General features: G+C 62.3%; 17 protein-coding genes. 9 read left to right on the top strand and 8 right to left on the bottom strand.

The window, feature by feature from the left end; all coding sequences use genetic code 11:
- Nucleotides 1-34 precede the first annotated feature (34 nt).
- From dgcA to NLX68_RS02525, 3 genes are all read right to left on the bottom strand, one after another.
- Nucleotides 35-2095, bottom strand: coding sequence for a dimethylglycine demethylation protein DgcA (gene dgcA, locus NLX68_RS02535; protein ID WP_254282550.1), 2061 nt, complete (start codon nt 2093-2095; stop codon nt 35-37).
- Nucleotides 2096-2110: 15 nt separating this feature from the next.
- Entirely contained in the window at nt 2111-2641 is a 531-nt protein-coding gene (locus NLX68_RS02530; RefSeq protein ID WP_010221341.1) for a 4-vinyl reductase, read from the bottom strand.
- Nucleotides 2642-2716: 75 nt separating this feature from the next.
- Nucleotides 2717-3694 carry a dipeptidase gene (locus NLX68_RS02525; protein ID WP_254282549.1) on the bottom strand — a complete coding sequence of 326 codons (978 nt, stop codon included), beginning with the start codon at nt 3692-3694 and terminating at the stop codon, nt 2717-2719.
- Nucleotides 3695-3944: 250 nt separating this feature from the next.
- Between NLX68_RS02525 and NLX68_RS02520 the strand changes: the two genes are divergently transcribed.
- Nucleotides 3945-5771 carry a serine hydrolase gene (locus tag NLX68_RS02520; RefSeq protein WP_254282548.1) on the top strand — a complete coding sequence of 609 codons (1827 nt, stop codon included), beginning with the start codon at nt 3945-3947 and terminating at the stop codon, nt 5769-5771.
- Between the two features lie 3 nt (nt 5772-5774).
- Here the strand turns inward: NLX68_RS02520 and NLX68_RS02515 are convergent, their stop codons facing one another.
- Complete coding sequence (locus NLX68_RS02515; RefSeq protein WP_254282547.1) at nt 5775-7064, bottom strand: ATP-binding protein; 1290 nt, start codon at nt 7062-7064, stop codon at nt 5775-5777.
- Nucleotides 7065-7772 (bottom strand): winged helix-turn-helix domain-containing protein, encoded by a 708-nt coding sequence (locus NLX68_RS02510; protein ID WP_010221337.1) that lies wholly within the window; start codon nt 7770-7772, stop codon nt 7065-7067.
- 194 nt (nt 7773-7966) lie between these two features.
- Between NLX68_RS02510 and NLX68_RS02505 the strand changes: the two genes are divergently transcribed.
- Both NLX68_RS02505 and NLX68_RS02500 read left to right on the top strand, forming a co-directional pair.
- Entirely contained in the window at nt 7967-8374 is a 408-nt protein-coding gene (locus tag NLX68_RS02505; protein ID WP_254282546.1) for a lysozyme inhibitor LprI family protein, read from the top strand.
- A gap of 7 nt (nt 8375-8381) precedes the next feature.
- Entirely contained in the window at nt 8382-8801 is a 420-nt protein-coding gene (locus NLX68_RS02500) for a DUF3010 family protein (protein WP_254282545.1), read from the top strand.
- On the opposite strand, the gene NLX68_RS02495 is transcribed toward NLX68_RS02500, so the two are convergent.
- Nucleotides 8788-9747 (bottom strand): GlxA family transcriptional regulator, encoded by a 960-nt coding sequence (locus tag NLX68_RS02495; protein ID WP_254282544.1) that lies wholly within the window; start codon nt 9745-9747, stop codon nt 8788-8790. The two genes, NLX68_RS02500 and NLX68_RS02495, sit on opposite strands and share 14 nt — an antisense overlap.
- Nucleotides 9748-9916: 169 nt before the next feature.
- Here NLX68_RS02495 and choX point away from each other — a divergent pair, with 169 nt between their 5' ends.
- The 5 genes from choX (at nt 9917) to NLX68_RS02470 (ending at nt 13880) form a co-directional block, all read left to right on the top strand.
- Nucleotides 9917-10861, top strand: a complete 945-nt coding sequence (choX, locus tag NLX68_RS02490) for a choline ABC transporter substrate-binding protein (RefSeq protein ID WP_254282543.1) — start codon at nt 9917-9919, stop codon at nt 10859-10861.
- A gap of 102 nt (nt 10862-10963) precedes the next feature.
- Nucleotides 10964-11848, top strand: a complete 885-nt coding sequence (locus NLX68_RS02485) for a 3-keto-5-aminohexanoate cleavage protein (protein ID WP_254282542.1) — start codon at nt 10964-10966, stop codon at nt 11846-11848.
- A gap of 15 nt (nt 11849-11863) precedes the next feature.
- Nucleotides 11864-12829 (top strand): L-carnitine dehydrogenase, encoded by a 966-nt coding sequence (locus NLX68_RS02480; protein WP_254282541.1) that lies wholly within the window; start codon nt 11864-11866, stop codon nt 12827-12829.
- Nucleotides 12830-12842: 13 nt separating this feature from the next.
- On the top strand, nt 12843-13313 hold the full coding sequence (locus tag NLX68_RS02475; RefSeq protein WP_254282540.1) for a thioesterase family protein: 471 nt from the start codon (nt 12843-12845) through the stop codon (nt 13311-13313).
- Between the two features lie 312 nt (nt 13314-13625).
- Nucleotides 13626-13880, top strand: a complete 255-nt coding sequence (locus NLX68_RS02470; protein ID WP_254282539.1) for a hypothetical protein — start codon at nt 13626-13628, stop codon at nt 13878-13880.
- 71 nt (nt 13881-13951) lie between these two features.
- Here NLX68_RS02470 and NLX68_RS02465 read toward each other — a convergent pair whose 3' ends face one another.
- Together NLX68_RS02465 and NLX68_RS02460 are read right to left on the bottom strand one after the other, a co-directional pair.
- Nucleotides 13952-15055 carry a GlxA family transcriptional regulator gene (locus tag NLX68_RS02465; protein ID WP_010221329.1) on the bottom strand — a complete coding sequence of 368 codons (1104 nt, stop codon included), beginning with the start codon at nt 15053-15055 and terminating at the stop codon, nt 13952-13954.
- A 409-nt stretch (nt 15056-15464) separates the two neighbouring features.
- Nucleotides 15465-16841, bottom strand: coding sequence for an L-serine ammonia-lyase (locus NLX68_RS02460; RefSeq protein WP_254282538.1), 1377 nt, complete (start codon nt 16839-16841; stop codon nt 15465-15467).
- Nucleotides 16842-17290: 449 nt separating this feature from the next.
- Between NLX68_RS02460 and NLX68_RS02455 the strand changes: the two genes are divergently transcribed.
- On the top strand, nt 17291-18238 hold the full coding sequence (locus NLX68_RS02455; protein WP_254282537.1) for a choline ABC transporter substrate-binding protein: 948 nt from the start codon (nt 17291-17293) through the stop codon (nt 18236-18238).
- The last annotated feature ends 12 nt before the right edge of the window (nt 18239-18250 follow it).

Below are 18250 nucleotides of genomic sequence, written 5' to 3'. Positions count from 1 at the left end.
GGTAGTAACACACCAGCATTCAGTTGCCGGTCGATCAGAAATCCTTGCACAGGCGCAAGGCGTCGTAGATGGCGGCATGCGTATTGCGCTGCGCCACGCAGTCACCGATGCGGTACAGCAGGTAGCCTTCGCCCGGCTGGCTGAGGATCGGCTGCGGCTTGATCGCGAACAGGGCTTCGATATCGATCTGGCCCTTGTTCCGCGAACCTTCCTTGAGGCCGTTGTACAGCGCCTCGTCCGGGCGCACGCCGTTCTCGATCACCACCTGGTCGACCACCCGCTCCTCTTTGGCGCCGGTGTATTCGTTCTCCAGCACCGCCACCAGCTTGTCGCCCTCGCGGTAGACCTTTTCCAGCATCAGGTCGCCGGTCATGATCACTTCCTTGGGGTACATGCTGCGGTAGTAGGTCGGGAACGACGTGCCGCCAATGGCCACGCCCGGCTTGATGTCGTCGGTGACGATCTCGACCTGGCTGCCTTTGTCGGCGATGTAGTCAGCTACCGACATGCCGGTAAATTCGCAAATGGTGTCGTACACCAGCACGTTCTTGCCCGGCGCCACCTTGCCGTCGAGCACGTCCCAGCTGCTGACCACCAGCCCTTCGGCTGCGCCCCAGTGTTCGTTCTGCTCGATGTAGGGATGGCCACCCACCGCCAGCACGATAATGTCCGCACGCAAGTCCTGGATGGTGTCGATATCGGCCGCAGTGCCCAGGCGCAGGTCAACCTTCAGGCGCGCCAGCTCCAGTTGATACCAACGGGTGATACCGGCGATCTGGTCGCGTTGCGGCGCCTTGGCAGCGATGCTGATCTGCCCGCCGATGGCGTCTTTCTTCTCGAACAGGGTGACGTCATGGCCGCGTTCGGCCGCCACGCGAGCGGCTTCCATCCCCGCAGGCCCGGCGCCAACCACCACCACCTTGCGCTTGGGCCCGGTGCTTTTCTCGATGATGTGCGGCACGCCCATGTATTCACGGGAGGTAGCCGCGTTCTGGATGCACAGCACATCCAGGCCCTGGTACTGACGGTCGATGCAGTAGTTGGCACCGACGCACTGCTTGATCTGGTCGATCTGGCCCATCTTGATCTTGGCGATCAGGTGCGGGTCGGCGATGTGCGCGCGGGTCATGCCGACCATGTCGACATAGCCGCCTTCGAGGATGCGCGTGGCCTGGTTGGGGTCCTTGATGTTCTGCGCGTGCAGCACCGGAACCTTGACCACTTCCTTGATGCCGGCCGCCAGGTGCAGGAACGGCTCGGGCGGGAAGCTCATGTTGGGGATAACGTTGGCCAGGGTGTTGTGGGTGTCGCACCCCGAACCGATCACACCGAAGAAATCCAGCATGCCGGTGGCATCGTAGTACTTGGCGATTTCCTTCATGTCCTCGTGGCTGAGGCCATCGGGATGGAATTCGTCACCGCAGATGCGCATGCCCACGCAAAAATCCGGGCCGACTTCAGCACGCACGGCCTTGAGCACTTCCAGGCCGAATTTCATCCGGCCTTCAAACGTGCCGCCCCATTCGTCGGTACGCTTGTTGACCCGCGGGCTCCAGAACTGGTCGATCATGTGCTGGTGCACCGCCGACAGCTCGACGCCATCCAGGCCGCCTTCTTTGGCCCGGCGCGCGGCTTGCGCATAGTTGCCGATCACCCGCCAGATTTCTTCCGGCTCGATGGTCTTGCAGGTGGCACGGTGCACCGGCTCGCGCACCCCCGATGGCGACATCAGGGTTGGCCAATTGAAGCCATCCCAGCGCGAGCGGCGGCCCATGTGGGTAATCTGGATCATGATCTTGGCGCCATGCTTGTGCATGGCATCAGCCAGGTTCTGAAAGTGCGGGATGATGCGGTCGGTCGAGAGGTTCACCGAGGCCCACCATTCCTGCGGGCTGTCGATCGCCACCACCGAGGAGCCACCGCAAATGGCCAGGCCGATGCCGCCCTTGGCTTTCTCTTCGTAGTACTTCACGTAGCGCTCGGTGGTCATGCCGCCGTCGGTGGCGTAGACCTCGGCGTGCGCGGTGCTCAGTACCCGGTTGCGGATGGTCAGTTTGCCGATCTGGATCGGCTGGAACATTGCTTCGAAAGCCATGGCGGGATCCTCGACTTACAACGGCTTGACGATGAACAGGCCATCGTCGTGGCCTTCTTCCGAACCGCCGTAGACCTGCTCGGCGACCGTACGAATGTTGCTGCCGCGGGCCGCCAGGATCTGGTCCATGGCCCCGGCGAACCAACCGGTGAACATGTAATCGACCTTGCGCCCGACCTTGCCGTAGACATAGACGAACGCTGAGTGCTCGAGCTTGACGCTGGCAGTGCCCTTGTCCAGGTCAATGTCCTGGATCTTGAACAGGCCCCAACCGCGCTGGGACAGGCGCTTCATGTAGTGTTCGAACACCGCCACGCCTTCCAGGCCGTGGCATTCAGCCTCTTTCTCGCACCAGTGCCAGGCGGACTTGTAACCGGCCTTGTAGAGGATCTCGGCATAGGCGTCGGCGCCCAGCACTTCCTCGATACCCATGTGGTTGTTGACGAAGAAATGCCGCGGCACGTACAGCATCGGCAGGGCATCGCTGGTCCAGACACCGGTTTCGCTGTCGACTTCGATAGGCAATTGCGGGGCGATCTTGGCCATGGAAACTGAACTCCAGAAATTTTGGTTGGCTGCCCCTGCGCCTGTGGCAGGGGGCGGAAGACGGTTACTGGCGGCTTATTCGCCCCAGACATCCTTGAGCACGTTGACCCAGTTCTCGCCCATGATCTTGCGCACCACGCGCTCGGAATGGCCGCGCTTGAGCAGGGTCTCGGTAAGGTTGGGGAACTCGCCCACGGTGCGGATGCCCAGCGGGTTGATGATCTTGCCGAAGTTGGTCAGGCGCCGGGCGTAGCCCTTGTCGTGGGTCAGGTACTCGAAGAAGTCCTGGCCGTGGCCCTGGGTGAAGTCGGTACCGATACCGATGGAGTCTTCACCGACGATGTTCATGGTGTATTCGATGGCTTCGGCATAGTCGTCGATGGTCGAATCGATACCCTTGGCCAGGAACGGCGCGAACATGGTCACGCCGACGAAACCGCCGTGGTCGGCAATGAACTTGAGCTCTTCATCGGACTTGTTGCGCGGGTGTTCCTTGAGCCCGGAAGGCAGGCAGTGGGAGTAGCACACCGGCTTTTTCGATTCGAGGATGACTTCTTCGGAGGTCTTGGAACCGACATGGGACAGGTCGCACATGACCCCGACGCGGTTCATCTCGGCGACGATCTCGCGGCCAAAGCCCGACAGCCCGCCATCACGCTCGTAGCAGCCGGTGCCGACCAGGTTCTGGGTGTTGTAGCACATCTGCACGATGCCTACGCCCAGCTGCTTGAACACCTCGACATAGCCGATCTGGTCTTCGAAAGCATGGGCGTTCTGGAAGCCGAAGAGGATGCCGGTCTTGCCCACTTCCTTGGCCTTGCGGATGTCGGCGGTGGTACGCACCGGCATCACCAGGTCGCTGTTCTCGCGGATCAGCTTCTGGCTGGCGGCGATGTTGTTGACCGTGGCCTGGAAGCCTTCCCAGACCGACACCGTGCAGTTGGCCGCAGTCAAGCCACCCTTGCGCATGTCCTCGAACAGCTCGCGGTTCCATTTGGCAATGATCAGCCCGTCGATAACGATGCTGTCTGCGTGTAATTCGGCTGGGCTCATCAGGCTGTCCCCTTTATTGGTAAACCTGCGCCGAATCGTCTGCCGGCGCTTTGGGGCCAGCATATGCCTAGGGGCAATGTCGCCCAGATGCAAAAACGACAGGGGAATTGCCGAAAGCGTCAAAGAGCGACAAAGGGGCGTTGCAGGTCGCCGTGGCACAGTCTTTAACAGTTTCCCGACAATCCGCTCAAAGATTGCCGCAGGCCCCTGCCCTAGCATGCACTGACCGCCATTCCCGCCCAGGTGCCTCATGCTTCGCTCGCTTCGCCTTGCTTCATTGTTCGGCCTGCTGCTCGTCAATACCGGTTGCGGCGAACGGGCGCCGACGAGCCTGCCGCCGATCGGCAAGGGCGACTATCGGGCGGTCATCGAGCACTTGCGCCAGAGCATCCCCGAGCAGATGCAAAAGAACCACGTGCCCGGCCTGTCGCTGGCGCTGATCGACGGCCAGGAGCTGGTCTGGGCCGAAGGTTTCGGTCTGGCTGACGAGGCGCTACGCATGCGTGTAACACCAACCACGGCGTTTCGCGCCGGTTCTCTGTCCAAGCTGTTCACTGCCAGCGCCACCCTACAACTGGTCGAGCAGCAGCGCCTGAGCCTGGACGCACCGTTGTCACGCACCCTGCCGGAGTTTCGCGTGCGCTCGCGCTTTCACGCCGATGCCCGCAGCGCCAACGACGCCATCACCCTGCGTCGCCTGCTCAGCCACCAGGCCGGCCTGCCAAGCGAGTTCCTGCCACGCCTGCGCACTGATGATCCATTGAAGTACCTGCCGCAGAGGGCCTCGGGGTTGTGGCTGAACAATCCGCCGGGCACGCAGATGGCCTATTCCAACCTGGGTTTCGCCCTGCTCGGTGCAGCCATCGAGCGCAGCAGCGGGCAACCGTTCGAAACCCGCCTGCAGCAGCACCTGTTGCAACCGCTGGCCATGGAACATTCGAGTTTCGTCGGCAATAGCGAGCTGCAACCCTATCGCGCCCGAGGCTACCTGCAAGGTCAGCCCAGCGGCGACGAGGAGATCCGCGACCTGCCCGCTGGCGGCTTGTGGACCACGCCACGGGATGTTGGCCAGTTCGTGCAAATGCTGTTCGCCCAGGGCCGTTTCGATGGCCGGCAGCTGCTGAGCCAGCAGTCGGTTGCCGAGATGTTCCGCCAACAGAATCGTGCCAATGCCCTGGACTTCGACTGCCCTATAGGCCTTGCCTGGTACCTGGGCCCTTGCGGCGACCCGCGCATCGGGCCGCAGCTGCAACAATGGCAACACAGTGGCTCGACTGGCGATTTTGCCGCGCAACTGAGCGTGCTACCCGAGCCACAGCTGGCGGTGGTGGTGATGGCCAATGCCGACACCGCCGAAGCACTGGTCAGCGAAGTGGCCACTCAGGCCCTGCGCCTGATGCTACAGGCCCAAGGCCACCCGCTCGCCTGCCCGCGCGACTGTGCGCCGAGCCTGCCGCCGCTGGCCGCTGCCGTGGCGCCCAGCCCTCGCGACCGCCAGAGCCTGGCCGGGTTGTACGCCAGTCCGTTGGGCGTGATTCGCCTCAAGGACCAGCGCCAACAACTGTTTGCCGAACTGGGCGGCAAGCGCGTCGAACTGCTGCGCGACAGTCAAGGCTGGCTACGGGCACAGAAAAAACTGTTGGGCTTGTGGTCGCTGGATCTGGGCCTGCTCGAACAACTTCAGCTGGATGTGATCAGCGTCGCGGGCAAAGAAGTGCTGGCAGTCAGGCGCCACGGCCAGACCCTGCCACTGGGCGAGCGCATTGACCCCGGGCCGATACCCGCCGACTGGCAAGCCAGTGTCGGACGCTACCGCCTGATCAGCCCCAACGAGCGCGAACCGTTGCTCGACGGCCTGACCTTGCGCATCGATCAGGGCCTGCTGCTGGCCCAGGGCCGGCGCAAAGGCGAAACCCTGGGTGAGTTCGTGGTCCAGCCGCTGGATGACGCCCATGCCCTGCTGGCCGGCAGCGCATTGGGCGCGGGCAACACCCTGACTCGGCTTAGCGACGGCTTGCGGGTGCTCGGCTATCGCTTTGTGCGCAGCCCAGACCAGGACGCCGGCCTGCAGCTCTAGGTTTCAGCCATCGACGTGCGGCCAGCTCAACACGAAGCAGGCGCCACCTTCGCGGCTATCGCCCACCTGGGCATAGCCGCCGTGCCATTGCGAGACCCGACGCACCAGCGCCAGGCCAAGGCCAAAGCCACCGGTGCTCCGGTCACGGCTGGCGTCCAGGCGCGAGAACGGCTCGAAGATCTTCTCTCGGGCGGCAAGCGGTACGCCTGGGCCGTCGTCCTCTACCACGAGGCGATACAGCTCACCTTCTCGCTGCAGGCTGACCCGGACTTCACCGGCGGCATAGCGAATGGCATTGCGCAACAGATTGATCACCGCCCGCGCCATGAACCGCGGCTCGATACGAATGCTCTGTACCGTACACGCCTCAAGCGACAGCTGCACACCGGCCGCCTCGGCCTCCAGAGCGACACTGCCCAGGACACTGTCGATCCAATGGTTGGCCTGGATGGTTTCGCGCTTGATCTCGGTGGCGCCACGCTCAAGGCTGGCATAGGTCAACAACTCCGAGACCATCTCCTCCAGGTCGCCCAGGTCGGCGTGCATATCGTCGATCAACGCACCGCAGCCTTCCTGGCGGGCCAGCCGGCGCAGTTGTTCGAGTTCGAAGGTCAGGCGTGCAATGGGAGTGCGCAGCTCATGGGAAACTGCGTTGGTCAGCTCACGCTGGTTGGCGATCAGGCCTTCGATGCGCCCGGCCATCTGGTTGAAGTGCTCGGCCAGTTCCCGAATGTTCGAGCGCCGCGACAAGTAGATACGTGAACGCAGGTCGTTGTCACCAAAACGCTGGGCCGCCAGGCGCAAGCGTTCAAGGTCACGCCAGTGCGGCCATACCCAGAGAAACAGGGCAATACCGATCAAGCCACCGAGCATGGCGTAGGCGCCGACGGTATAGGTACGGGTCAGCTCGGGCTCAGGCGGCAAATTGATGCTCAGCAATTGGCTGCTACCGTCGATGGGGCTGATGAACTGGGTGAACTCCTTGCGAACCACCAGTTGCCGGTTTGCCAGCAACTGACGCTCGCGCTCATCCAGCTGCAACTGCCCGGCGTCGACCAGTTTCAGGCCCAGGCCGTAATTGGGCTGCAATTCGTCCAGACGCCGCTGGCGCTGCTCAGCGGTAAGCGGGCGCAGTTGCTCCACCAGGCTGTACGCTGGCCCACGTACCGCTTCGCGGTGGTAGACCTCGGTGGGGGCGTTGAGCAGCCAGGTGAACACATGGTCGACCGCGGTGATCGCCAGGGCAAAGCCCAGTACCAGGGTGATGAACAGGCCAAGAAACAGGCGCAGCATCTATAGCTCCCAGGCAAAGGGGTTGAACAGATACCCCTTGCCCCACACTGTCTTGATGCACAGCGGTTCACGCGGGTTGTCGTGCAGCTTGTTGCGCAGCTTGCTGACGTAGACATCGACACTGCGGTTGAGGCCGTCGAAGGCGATGCCACGGATATGGCTGAGGATATCGTCGCGGGAAAGGATTTGCCCGGCGGAACTGGCCAGCAACCACAACAGTTCGAACTCCATGGTGCTCAGTTCGATGACCTGCTGGCCCAAGCGTGCTTCGCGGCTGGCCCGATCAATACTCAGGCGCCCGAACTCGAGGCTGTCGCGCTCGCTCGGGTCACTGCCCTTACGCCGCTGCAAGGCCCGCAGCCGGGCCAGCAACACCGGCGGCTTGATCGGTTTGATCACGTAGTCGTCGGCACCGGACTCAAGGCCGAGAATATGGTCCAGATCATCCTCGCGAGCAGTGAGGATCACGATCGGCGTGGCCGCCTGGCTGCGAATTGCCCGGCATACTTGCAGGCCGCTCAGGCCGGGCAGCATCAGATCGAGTACCACCAGCGCCGGTTTGAAGCCCAAAAAGGCCTCCAGTGCCTCGTCACCCCGGTGCACACAGTGCACCTCGAAGCCGTGCTCGGCTAAAAAATGCGCAACCAGGCTGGCCAGCTTCAAGTCATCCTCGACCAGCAGTACCTTGATCAGTCCGGAGCATTCCATGGCGTTTCCACAGGGTAAGAGTGAGGATAGTGGCTAAACGCCAAGTTTATGTGCGCCTTTATGAAACGTCTGTGAATAAGTGTTCACGCAGCCTGCACGCTTTTTCACAGGTGCAACGGCTACCCTGTTCTTTGCTGCGGCGCTGAGCGAGAATCGGCGCCCATGTTCGCGCAAGCTTTCGGAGGATGTCGCAGATGAGAACGATGGTAGGGCTGGCCCTGGTATTGCTGGCATTCGGCGCCCATGCCGAGGACGACGAAAGCACCCCGTGCGACAACGTCGAGAGCGACCAGCAAACTTATGAATGCGCTCAATACAGCCGCACTACCGCCGAACGCGAACTCAACGCCGCTTTCGATGACTTGCTGCAACGCATCGGCGAGCAGTACGACGGCCAGCCGGCCAAGGTCGTCGAACTGAGCAAGCGCCTGCGTGACGCCGAAGCCATCTGGAAGCAATTGCGCGACGCCGACTGCAAGGTCGAAACCTTTGACGAAAATCCCGGAAAGGCCTTCGACGCTGCATTGAACACCTGCCTTGCCCAACGTAGCGATGATCGCTCCGAATACTTGCAGTCCCTGGGGCTGCAAAACTCCGATTGAGAACAGCATGAAAATCTGCGGAATTGAAATCAAAGGCAGCGAAGCGCTGCTCGCCGTTGCCACGCTGGACGGTACCAGCCCTGTGCACCTTGCCCTGGCCACGAAAAAAATCGGCCTGGAAGATGACGAACTGGCGGACAACGTCAAAGTCTTTGCCCAGCAGGCCCGGCAATTTATCGCTGAACATGGCATCAGCCACCTGGCGATCAAGAAACGCAGCAAGAAAGGCGACTTCGCGGGTGGCCCGACCACCTTCAAGATCGAAGGCGTATTGCAGCTGCTGGACAATTGCGAGGTGGAACTGGTTTCGCCGCAGACCGTCAGCGCTCAGGCCAAGAAACACAACATTGAACTGCCAGCTTCGTTGAACAAGTACCAGCACGAAGCCTACAAGAGCGCCTGCGCGCTGTTGCTCAAGCGCCGCTGAGGCTGACGGCCCCGGCCTTGCGGTCTTCCCGCGGGCAACGCTCGAATCGCCCCCGGTAGCAGCGGGTGAAATACGACGCTGACTCGAACCCGCAAGCGATGCTCACCTCCAGTACGCTCAGATCGGTCTGGCGCAGCAGTTGCCGGGCCTTGTCCAGGCGCAGGCGCAGGTAAAAACCGCTGGGCGTGTCGTGCAGGTACAGGCGAAACAGGCGCTCCAGCTGACGCCGGGTGACCTGCACCGATTCGGCCAACACCAGGGTGTTGAGCGGTTGTTCGGTGTTGCGCTCCATCTCGCCGATCACCTGCACCAGTTTCTTGTTGCTGATGCCATAACGTGAGGCGATCTGCATGCGCTGGTGGTCCTGGCGCGGGCGGATACGGCCAAGCACGAACTGCTCCGACACCTGGATCGCCAGCTCCGGGCCATGGGCCTGGGCAATCAGGTCGAGCATCAGATCGATCGACGCGGTGCCACCTGCCGAGGTGATACGGCGGCGATCTACTTCGAACAGTTCCTGGGTTGCCTGCAACTGCGGGTAACGTTCCTTGAAGGCCTCCAGCGCTTCCCAGTGCAGGGTCACCCGGTGACCGTCGAGCAGCCCGGCCTCGGCCAGCACCACGGTGCCGGTGTCGATACCGCCCAATACCACGCCCTCGTGATCAAGCTTGCGCAACCAGTGTTGCAGGGCCGGGCCGTAGCTGCGCAACGGCTCGAAACCCGCTACCAGCAACAGCGTCGCCCCCTTGCCCAACGGCTCCAGGGCGGCGTCGGCATTCACCGACATGCCGTTGCTGGCCTGCACCGCGCCGCCATCTATGCTCAGCACCTGCCAACGATATAGCTCGCCGCGAAAGCGGTTGGCCACCCGCAGCGGCTCTATCGCGGAAATAAAGCCGATGGCGGAGAAGCCGGGCAACAGCAAGAAATGGAAATCCTGGGGCATAGCGACAACTCGACGGCCACGGATGCTGGGTTAATAGCGCACTGGTCGCCACTGTGCAAGTGCCGGTCGCCAGAGTGCGATTTTTACCAACAGCACACGCGTAGTTTGATCACACGGCACGCAGAGGCCGCCCCCTATAACAATTAGAACTGCCGTTGGAGGAGCCACCATGAACAGAATGATCAGCCGTAGCCTGCTGATGCTCGTCGGTACCGCAATCCTCAGCACCAACGTGATGGCCGCAGAGCCGGCCGCCTGCAAGAACGTGCGCCTTGGCGTGGTCAACTGGACCGATGTGATGGCCACCAGCGCCATGACCCAGGTCCTGCTCGATGGCCTGGGCTACAAGACCAAGCAGACCAGTGCCTCGCAACAGATCATTTTCGCCGGTATCCGCGACCAGCGCCTGGACATGTTCCTCGGCTACTGGAACCCGATCATGACCCAGACCATCACCCCGTTCATCGACGCCAAGCAGGTCAAGGTCCTCGACCAGCCCAGCCTCGACGATGCCCGCGCGACCCTTGCCGTGCCCAAGTACCTGGCCGACAAGGGCCTGAAAACCTTTGCCGATATCGCCAAGTTCGAAAAAGAGCTGGGTGGCAAGATCTACGGCATCGAGCCGGGCTCGGGCGCCAACACCCAGATCAAGGCGATGATCAGCAAGAACCAGTTCGGCCTGGGCAAGTTCCAGCTGGTCGAGTCCAGCGAAGCCGGCATGCTTGCCGCCGTCGATCGCGCCGTGCGACGCAAGGAGGCGGTGGTGTTCTTTGGCTGGGCGCCGCACCCGATGAACATCAACATCGACATGGCCTACCTCAGCGGCAGCGAAGGCGCCCTGGGCCCGGACGAAGGCCGGGCCACGGTGTGGACCGTCACCGCACCGGACTATGCCCAGCGTTGCCCGAACGTCAACCAGCTGCTGACCAACCTGACCTTCAGCGCCGAAGACGAGAGCCGCATGATGCAACCGCTGCTTGACCACAAAGACGCGCTGGAATCCGCCCGCCAGTGGCTCAAGGACCATCCCCAGGACCAGAAGCGCTGGCTTGAAGGGGTGACCACGTTCGACGGCAGGCCGGCCGCCGAAAACCTGCAACTGACCGCTAACTGACAGACCCAATCGCGGGTCAAGCCCGCTCCCACAGAGGAAATGGTCATCTGTGGGAGCGGGCTTGCCCCGCGACGGCCCCAACTCGCCCGAAGGAAACCGCTCATGAACCACGACGTCATCATCACCTGTGCCCTGACCGGCGCCGGCGACACCGCCAGCAAGAGCCACCTGGTCCCGGTGACCCCCAAGCAGATCGCCGAAGCCGCGGTAGAGGCCGCCAAAGCCGGTGCAACAGTCGTCCACTGTCACGTCCGTGATCCACAAACCGGTCGCTTCAGCCGTGATGTCGCGCTGTACCGCGAAGTCATGGAACGCATTCGCGAGTCGGACGTCGACATCATCGTCAACCTTACCGCCGGCATGGGTGGCGACCTGGAGATCGGCCCGGGCGAAACCCCGCTGGAATTCGGCGCCGGCACCGACCTGATCGGCCCACTGGAGCGCCTGGCCCATGTCGAGGCGTTGCTACCGGAAATCTGCACCCTGGACTGCGGCACCCTCAATTTTGGTGACGGCAACAGCATCTATGTCTCGACCCCGGCGCAATTGCGCGCTGGCGCCAGACGCATCACTGAACTTGGGGTCAAAGCCGAACTGGAAATCTTCGACACCGGCCACCTGTGGTTTGCCAAGCAGATGATCAAGGAAGGCCTGCTCGACGACCCCTTGTTCCAGCTGTGCCTGGGCATTCCCTGGGGCGCTCCGGCCGATACCACCACCATGAAAGCCATGGTCGACAACCTGCCAGCCGGCGCGACCTGGGCCGGCTTCGGCATCGGCCGCATGCAGATGCCGATGGCCGCGCAAGCGGTGCTGCTTGGCGGCAACGTACGGGTCGGCCTGGAGGACAACCTGTACCTGGACAAGGGCGTGCTGGCCAGCAACGGCCAACTGGTAGAACGCGCCAGCGAGATTCTCAGCCGCCTGGGCGCACGGGTGCTCACCCCTGCCGAAGGCCGCGCCAAAATGAACCTGACCCGTCGCTGATTGCTGGAGAAACCGATGAGCTTTATCACCGAAATCAAAACCTTTGCAGCTTTGGGCAGCGGCGTGATCGGCAGCGGCTGGGTGGCCCGCGCCCTGGCCCATGGCCTGGACGTGGTAGCCTGGGACCCGGCCCCCGGCGCCGAAGCGGCCTTGCGCAAGCGTATCGCCAACGCCTGGCCAGCCCTGGAGAAACAGGGCCTGGCCCCCGGCGCCTCACAGGCGCGCCTGCGCTTTGTGGCAACTATCGAGGAATGCGTGCGCGATGCCGATTTCATCCAGGAAAGCGCCCCCGAGCGCCTGGACCTCAAGCTAGATCTGCACAGCAAAATCAGCGCCGCGGCCAAGCCCGATGCATTGATCGGCTCCAGCACATCGGGGCTGTTGCCCAGCGAGTTCTACGAGTCCTCGACCCACCCCGAGCGCTGCGTGGTCGGCCACCCGTTCAACCCGGTGTACCTGCTGCCGCTGGTGGAGATCGTCGGCAGCAACAAGACCGCGCCCGAGGCCATCGAAGCGGCAAAAACCGTCTACACCAAGCTGGGCATGCGCCCGCTGCATGTGCGCAAGGAAGTGCCCGGTTTTATCGCCGACCGCCTGCTCGAGGCGCTCTGGCGCGAGGCTTTGCACCTGGTCAACGACGGCGTGGCAACCACCGGTGAAATCGACGATGCCATTCGTTTCGGTGCGGGTTTGCGCTGGTCGTTCATGGGCACCTTCCTCACCTATACCCTGGCCGGTGGCGATGCTGGCATGCGCCACTTCATGGCCCAGTTCGGCCCGGCGCTGCAACTGCCCTGGACCTACCTGCCAGCCCCAGAGCTGACCGACGGTTTGATCGACGCCGTGGTCGAGGGCACCGGCGAACAACTGGGCGAACGCAGCATCAGCTCGCTGGAGCGCTATCGTGATGATTGCCTGCTGGCCGTGCTGGATGCGGTAAAAACCACCAAGGCCAAGCACGGCATGGCCTTCAGCGACTGACCGGAGTGCAGCGATGCCCGCATTGATCACCTACCAAACCCCGGTCCTGGCGGACTGGGTCGACTACAACGGGCACCTGCGCGATGCCTTCTACCTGCTGATCTTCAGCTATGCCACCGATGCCTTCATGGACCGCATCGGCCTTGACAGCGACAACCGTAGCGCCAGCGGCAATTCGCTGTTCACCCTGGAGTGCCACCTGAACTACCTGCACGAGGTGAAGCTCGGCACCCAGGTGTGGGTACAAACCCAGGTCATCGGTTTTGACCGCAAGCGCCTGCAGCTGTATCACAGCCTGCATCGCGAAGGGTTTGACCAGGCGTTGGCGGCCAGCGAACAGATGCTGCTGCATGTGGACCTGGCAGGGCCAAGGTCGGCGCCGTTTGCGCCCGAGGTGGTGGAGCGCTTGCAAGGGATCGTGAATGAGCAGGCGGACCTGCCGGCGGCCGAGTTTGTTGGCCGGGTGATCGGGTTGCCAACGTAAGACCGTTATCGCGGGTGTAGGAGCGGGCTTGCCCCGCGATAGCGTCCCCACCGATCCAAAGGCAAAAAATAACCCCGGCAAGCCGTGAAGCAACCGGGGCCAAGAGCGAGCATGAACATGCTTCAAGCGGAGGGTGACCAAACCTTCCTTTGCTGTGCATGACCTCAGTGTGCAGCCTCCCTTCCCCGTCGATTTGCCCGAAAACGACCTGGGCTTAGGTAAAGCGGCCATTGCGACATTCTGTCCTTGCCGCCCTGCGGTGCTGCCCACAGAATCGACTGACGATCACACCTGCAAACAAGGACAACAACCATGATGCATGCGGATTTGATTGATCAAGACGACCTGCTGGGCCAACTGCGCGCCCTGGGTTTCGAGATGCCGAGCGGGGCCAGCGCCGAACAGGCCTGCGAGTATGCGGTGCGCGGTTTGAGTGAGCCGCGGGCCAAAGCCTTGAAGGGTATGGTCGAGCAGATGTACACCGGCAATGCGACCATTCTGCCGGCCGTGCGCCAGGCGATCGAAAAGCTGCTGTTGCCGGCGTTGGCGCAGTTACAGAATCGTTAAAAGCATCGCGGGGCAAGCCCGCTCCCACAGGTGTGGGAGCGGGCTTGCCCCGCGATGAATTCAGCTCGGTATCAGAGCCTCACACTGGCAAACGTCGACTCATTGCGCGCCTGGCTCAACGCCGACATCGGCCCGGCCAGCGGCGACAGCACCAGCGCCTGCGGGATCGGCATCATCGCCACCTGCTGTGCGGTGTTGGAGCCCACGCGCTCGTCACGCGGCGGAATGCCGAAGTACTCGCGGTAGCACTTGGAGAAATGCGGCGTCGAGACAAAGCCGCACACCGACGCCACTTCGATGATCGACATCGGCGTTTGCTTGAGCAGTTGCCGGGCGCGGATCAGGCGCAGTTTCAGGTAGTAGCGCGACGGCGAGCAGTGCAGGTACTTCTGGAACAGGCGCTCAAGCTGGCGACGTGACACCGACACATAAACGGCCAGTTCATCCAGGTCGATCGGCTCTTCCAGGTTGGCTTCCATCAGCGCGACGATTTCCTGCAGCTTCGGCTGGTTGGTGCCGAGCATGTGCTTGAGTGGCACGCGCTGGTGATCCTGCTCGTTGCGGATGCGCTCGTAGACGAACATCTCGGAGATCGCCGCCGACAGCTCGCGACCATGATCACGGCTGATCAGGTGCAGCATCATGTCCAGCGGCGCAGTGCCGCCAGAGCTGGTGAAACGGTTGCGGTCGAGGGTAAACAGGCGAGTGCTCATGCTCACCCGCGGAAAGGCCTCCTGCATCGCCGCCAGGCATTCCCAGTGCACGCTGCAATCAAAGCCATCGAGCAGGCCGGCACAGGCCAGCGCCCAGCTGCCGGTACACACCGCACCAAGGCGGCGGGACTGACGCGCCTGGCTCTGCAGCCAGGTGACGTGCTCACGGGTCACGGTGCGCTGGATGCCAATGCCGCCGCAGACAATCACGGTGTCCATGGCCGGCGCCTGGTGCATGGCCGCATCGGGGGTGATCTGCAAGCCGTCGCTGGCCCAGACCTGACCGCCATCCACGCTCAGGGTGCTCCAGCGGTACAGCTCGCGGCCGGACAGTTGGTTCGCCATACGCAGTGGCTCAACAGCGGAAGCCAGGGAAATCAGCGTGAAATTGTCCAACAGCAAAAAGCCGATGGATTGAGGTGTGCGGTTCTGGGTTGGGGTCCCGGAGTTGTACGACGTCATCGCGGTATCTCCTCACACAATGCAGGTTGCGCCTCAGGCAGGCACGGGCTTTTTTTTTCACGGCCCCAATTCGGATGCAGGGGCTTTGCCAATCACAACGCAAATGCCATGCCTGAAATTGAATGGCCATTCAATAAAACCCAAAAACGACGTCGCGCGGCGTCTATTCAGCCCTTGTTCCCAGGCGTGGTAATAAACGCAAACGAGCGTCCTAGTGCTGGTCTGTAGGACGTGTGAGCAATTCGGTAGCACTTGTGTGAAGGATGCCCAGAAACGACATGGGCAACTGTCACCCAAGGCGCCAGGCGCCGGGGTAACAGCGGATGACTCGGGGAGGGATCGGCCAGCGCGCCAAAAGGCAGCGCGCAGGCCAAAGGTGAACAAAAACGGCGCACGCCGCCGCAACGCTTCAACATTCGATAGCGCTGACCGCCAGGCCGCCGCGCGAGGTTTCCTTGTACTTGTCGTGCATGTCGGCGCCGGTATCGCGCATGGTGCGGATCACCCGGTCCAGGGAGATAAAGTGCTCGCCGTCGCCGCGCAAGGCCATCTGCGCCGCGTTGATCGCCTTGACTGCAGCAATTGCATTGCGCTCGATGCACGGCACCTGCACCAGCCCGCCAACCGGGTCGCAGGTCAGCCCCAGGTTATGCTCCAGGCCAATCTCGGCAGCGTTTTCCAGTTGCGCCGGGGTGGCTCCGAGCACTTCGGCAAGGCCGGCAGCGGCCATGGCGCAGGCCGAACCGACTTCACCCTGGCAACCGACTTCGGCACCGGAGATCGAAGCGTTCTTCTTGCACAGGATGCCCACCGCTGCAGCACCGAGGAAAAAATCGACGACATTGGCTTCACTGACTTCGTCGCTGAAGCGCATGTAGTAGTGCAGCACCGCCGGAATGATCCCTGCCGCGCCGTTGGTCGGCGCCGTCACCATGCGCCCGCCCGCAGCGTTCTCTTCGTTGACCGCCAGGGCATACAGGTTGACCCACTCCATGGCGCTCAGGGTCGAGCCGATCACGTTGGGCTTGTTCAGCTCCTGCAGGCTGCGGTGCAGCTTGGCCGCCCGACGCTTCACATTCAGCCCGCCGGGAAGGATACCTTCGTACTTGAGACCGTTTTCGACACAGTCCTGCATGGCATGCCACAGCTTCAAAAGCCCGGCGCGAATCTCAGCTTCACTGCGCCATACCTTCTCGTTTTCCATCATCAATTGCGACACGCGCAGGTCGTTTTTCTTGCACAGTTCAAGCAGTTCCACAGCGCTGTCGAAATCGTACGGCAACACGGTGTTGTCGGCGTCAAGGACGCCGCTTGCAGCCTGGGCGGCATCGACCACGAAGCCACCCCCCACCGAGTAATAGGTATCACGGTGCAGCTCGCCCGCAGCACCTTCGGCGATCAGGGTCATGGCGTTGGGATGGTACGGCAGGTTCTCGTCGAGCAGCCGCATGTCGCGGGCCCAGACGAAACCTACTTCGAGCCGGCCGTCGAGCAGCAAGGTGTCTGTTTCGCGCAGTGCAGCGATGCGCGGGGCGATCTGCGCAGGGTCAATGGCGTCTGGCCATTCGCCCATCAGGCCCATGATCACCGCGTTGTCGCTGCCATGGCCGATACCGGTGGCCGACAGCGAACCGTACAGGCGCACTTCGATGCGCCGCACCTGCTCCAACTCGCCGCGCAGGCGTAGGCCCTGGACGAACAACGCCGCGGCGCGCATGGGCCCGACGGTATGGGAACTGGATGGGCCAACGCCGATCTTGAACAGGTCGAACACACTGATGGCCATGCCACCTACCTCCTGAATGTGCAGCCCCACAGCCCAAGCCAAGGGCGCCGCAACTGCTACGCTAAATAGGCGGCAATCCGCCGATTCCACGCATCATCAGGCTTTTGCCAGGACCTCTGACGTCTGCAACCGACGCGTTCTTGCCCAGCAACGCCGCCAGCTGTCAGCCGTGCTTGTGCGCCGTTTTTTTGCGGTGCAGAGGTAGCGAAACTGCGTTTACAGGGTGAGATAAATCTGTAAACGACCTCATCGGCACTGGATGCGACCCTGTCTGTACTGGATACGACGCACCCTGTAGGCGTTTGATTTTGGCTGTTAGATGATCGGTATCGACTCGATTGCACGGCAGCCGTCCCGCTATCGCCCGATAGTCAGGCCCGACCGAATGCAAACCATAAAGCACGGCGGTCCCGTGGGACATCCGAGAAAAAACCCCAGGAGTCCATCGAATGAAAGGTTCACCCTCGCTATTGCTGGCCGCAGTGCTGAGTCTGCCGGTGCTGGCCCAGGCCGCCGAGCCCGAGCAGTGTCACACCGTCAACTTCTCCGATGTCGGCTGGACCGACATCACCGTGACCACCGCGGTCACCAGCGTCGTGCTCCAGTCGCTGGGCTACAAGACCAAGACCACGATGATTTCGGTACCGGTGACCTACAAGTCGCTGGCCGATGGCAAGAACATGGACGTGTTCCTCGGCAACTGGATGCCGACCATGGAAAACGACATCAAGCAGTACCGTGATGCCGGCACCGTGGAAACCGTACGGGCCAACCTTGAGAACGCCAAGTACACCCTCGCCGTGCCCCAGGCGCTGTATGACAAGGGCCTGAAAAACTTCGCCGACATTGCCAAGTTCAAGAAGGAACTGGACGGCAAGATCTACGGCATCGAGCCGGGCAACGACGGCAACCGCACCATCCAGAGCATGATCGACAAGAACGCCTTCGGCCTCAAGGACGCCGGCTTCAAGGTGGTCGAGTCCAGCGAGGCCGGCATGCTCTCGCAAGTGGAGCGTGCCCAGCGCCGCGACACCGCCGTGGTGTTCCTGGGCTGGGAACCGCACCCGATGAACACCCGCTTCAAGATGAAGTACCTGGACGGCGGCGATGACTTCTTCGGCCCCGAATATGGCAAGGCCACCGTCCTCACCAACACCCGCAAGGGCTATGTGCAGGAATGCAGCAACGTCGGCCAGTTGCTGCAGAACCTGTCCTTCACCCTCGACATGGAAAGCACCCTGATGGGCAACGTCCTGGACGACAAGATGAAACCCGACGCTGCAGCCAAGGCCTGGCTGAAGAAGAACCCGCAGGTGCTCGACACCTGGCTGGCCGGGGTTACCACTGTTGACGGCAAGCCTGGCCTGGAGGCAGCCAAAGCCAAACTCACGCAGTAAGCACTGCCTGCG

This window comes from Pseudomonas sp. SBB6, assembly GCF_024213215.1.
Classification (GTDB): domain Bacteria; phylum Pseudomonadota; class Gammaproteobacteria; order Pseudomonadales; family Pseudomonadaceae; genus Aquipseudomonas; species Aquipseudomonas donghuensis.
Note: the sequence above shows the minus strand (reverse complement) of the source record. Positions and strands in the feature narration are given on the sequence as shown.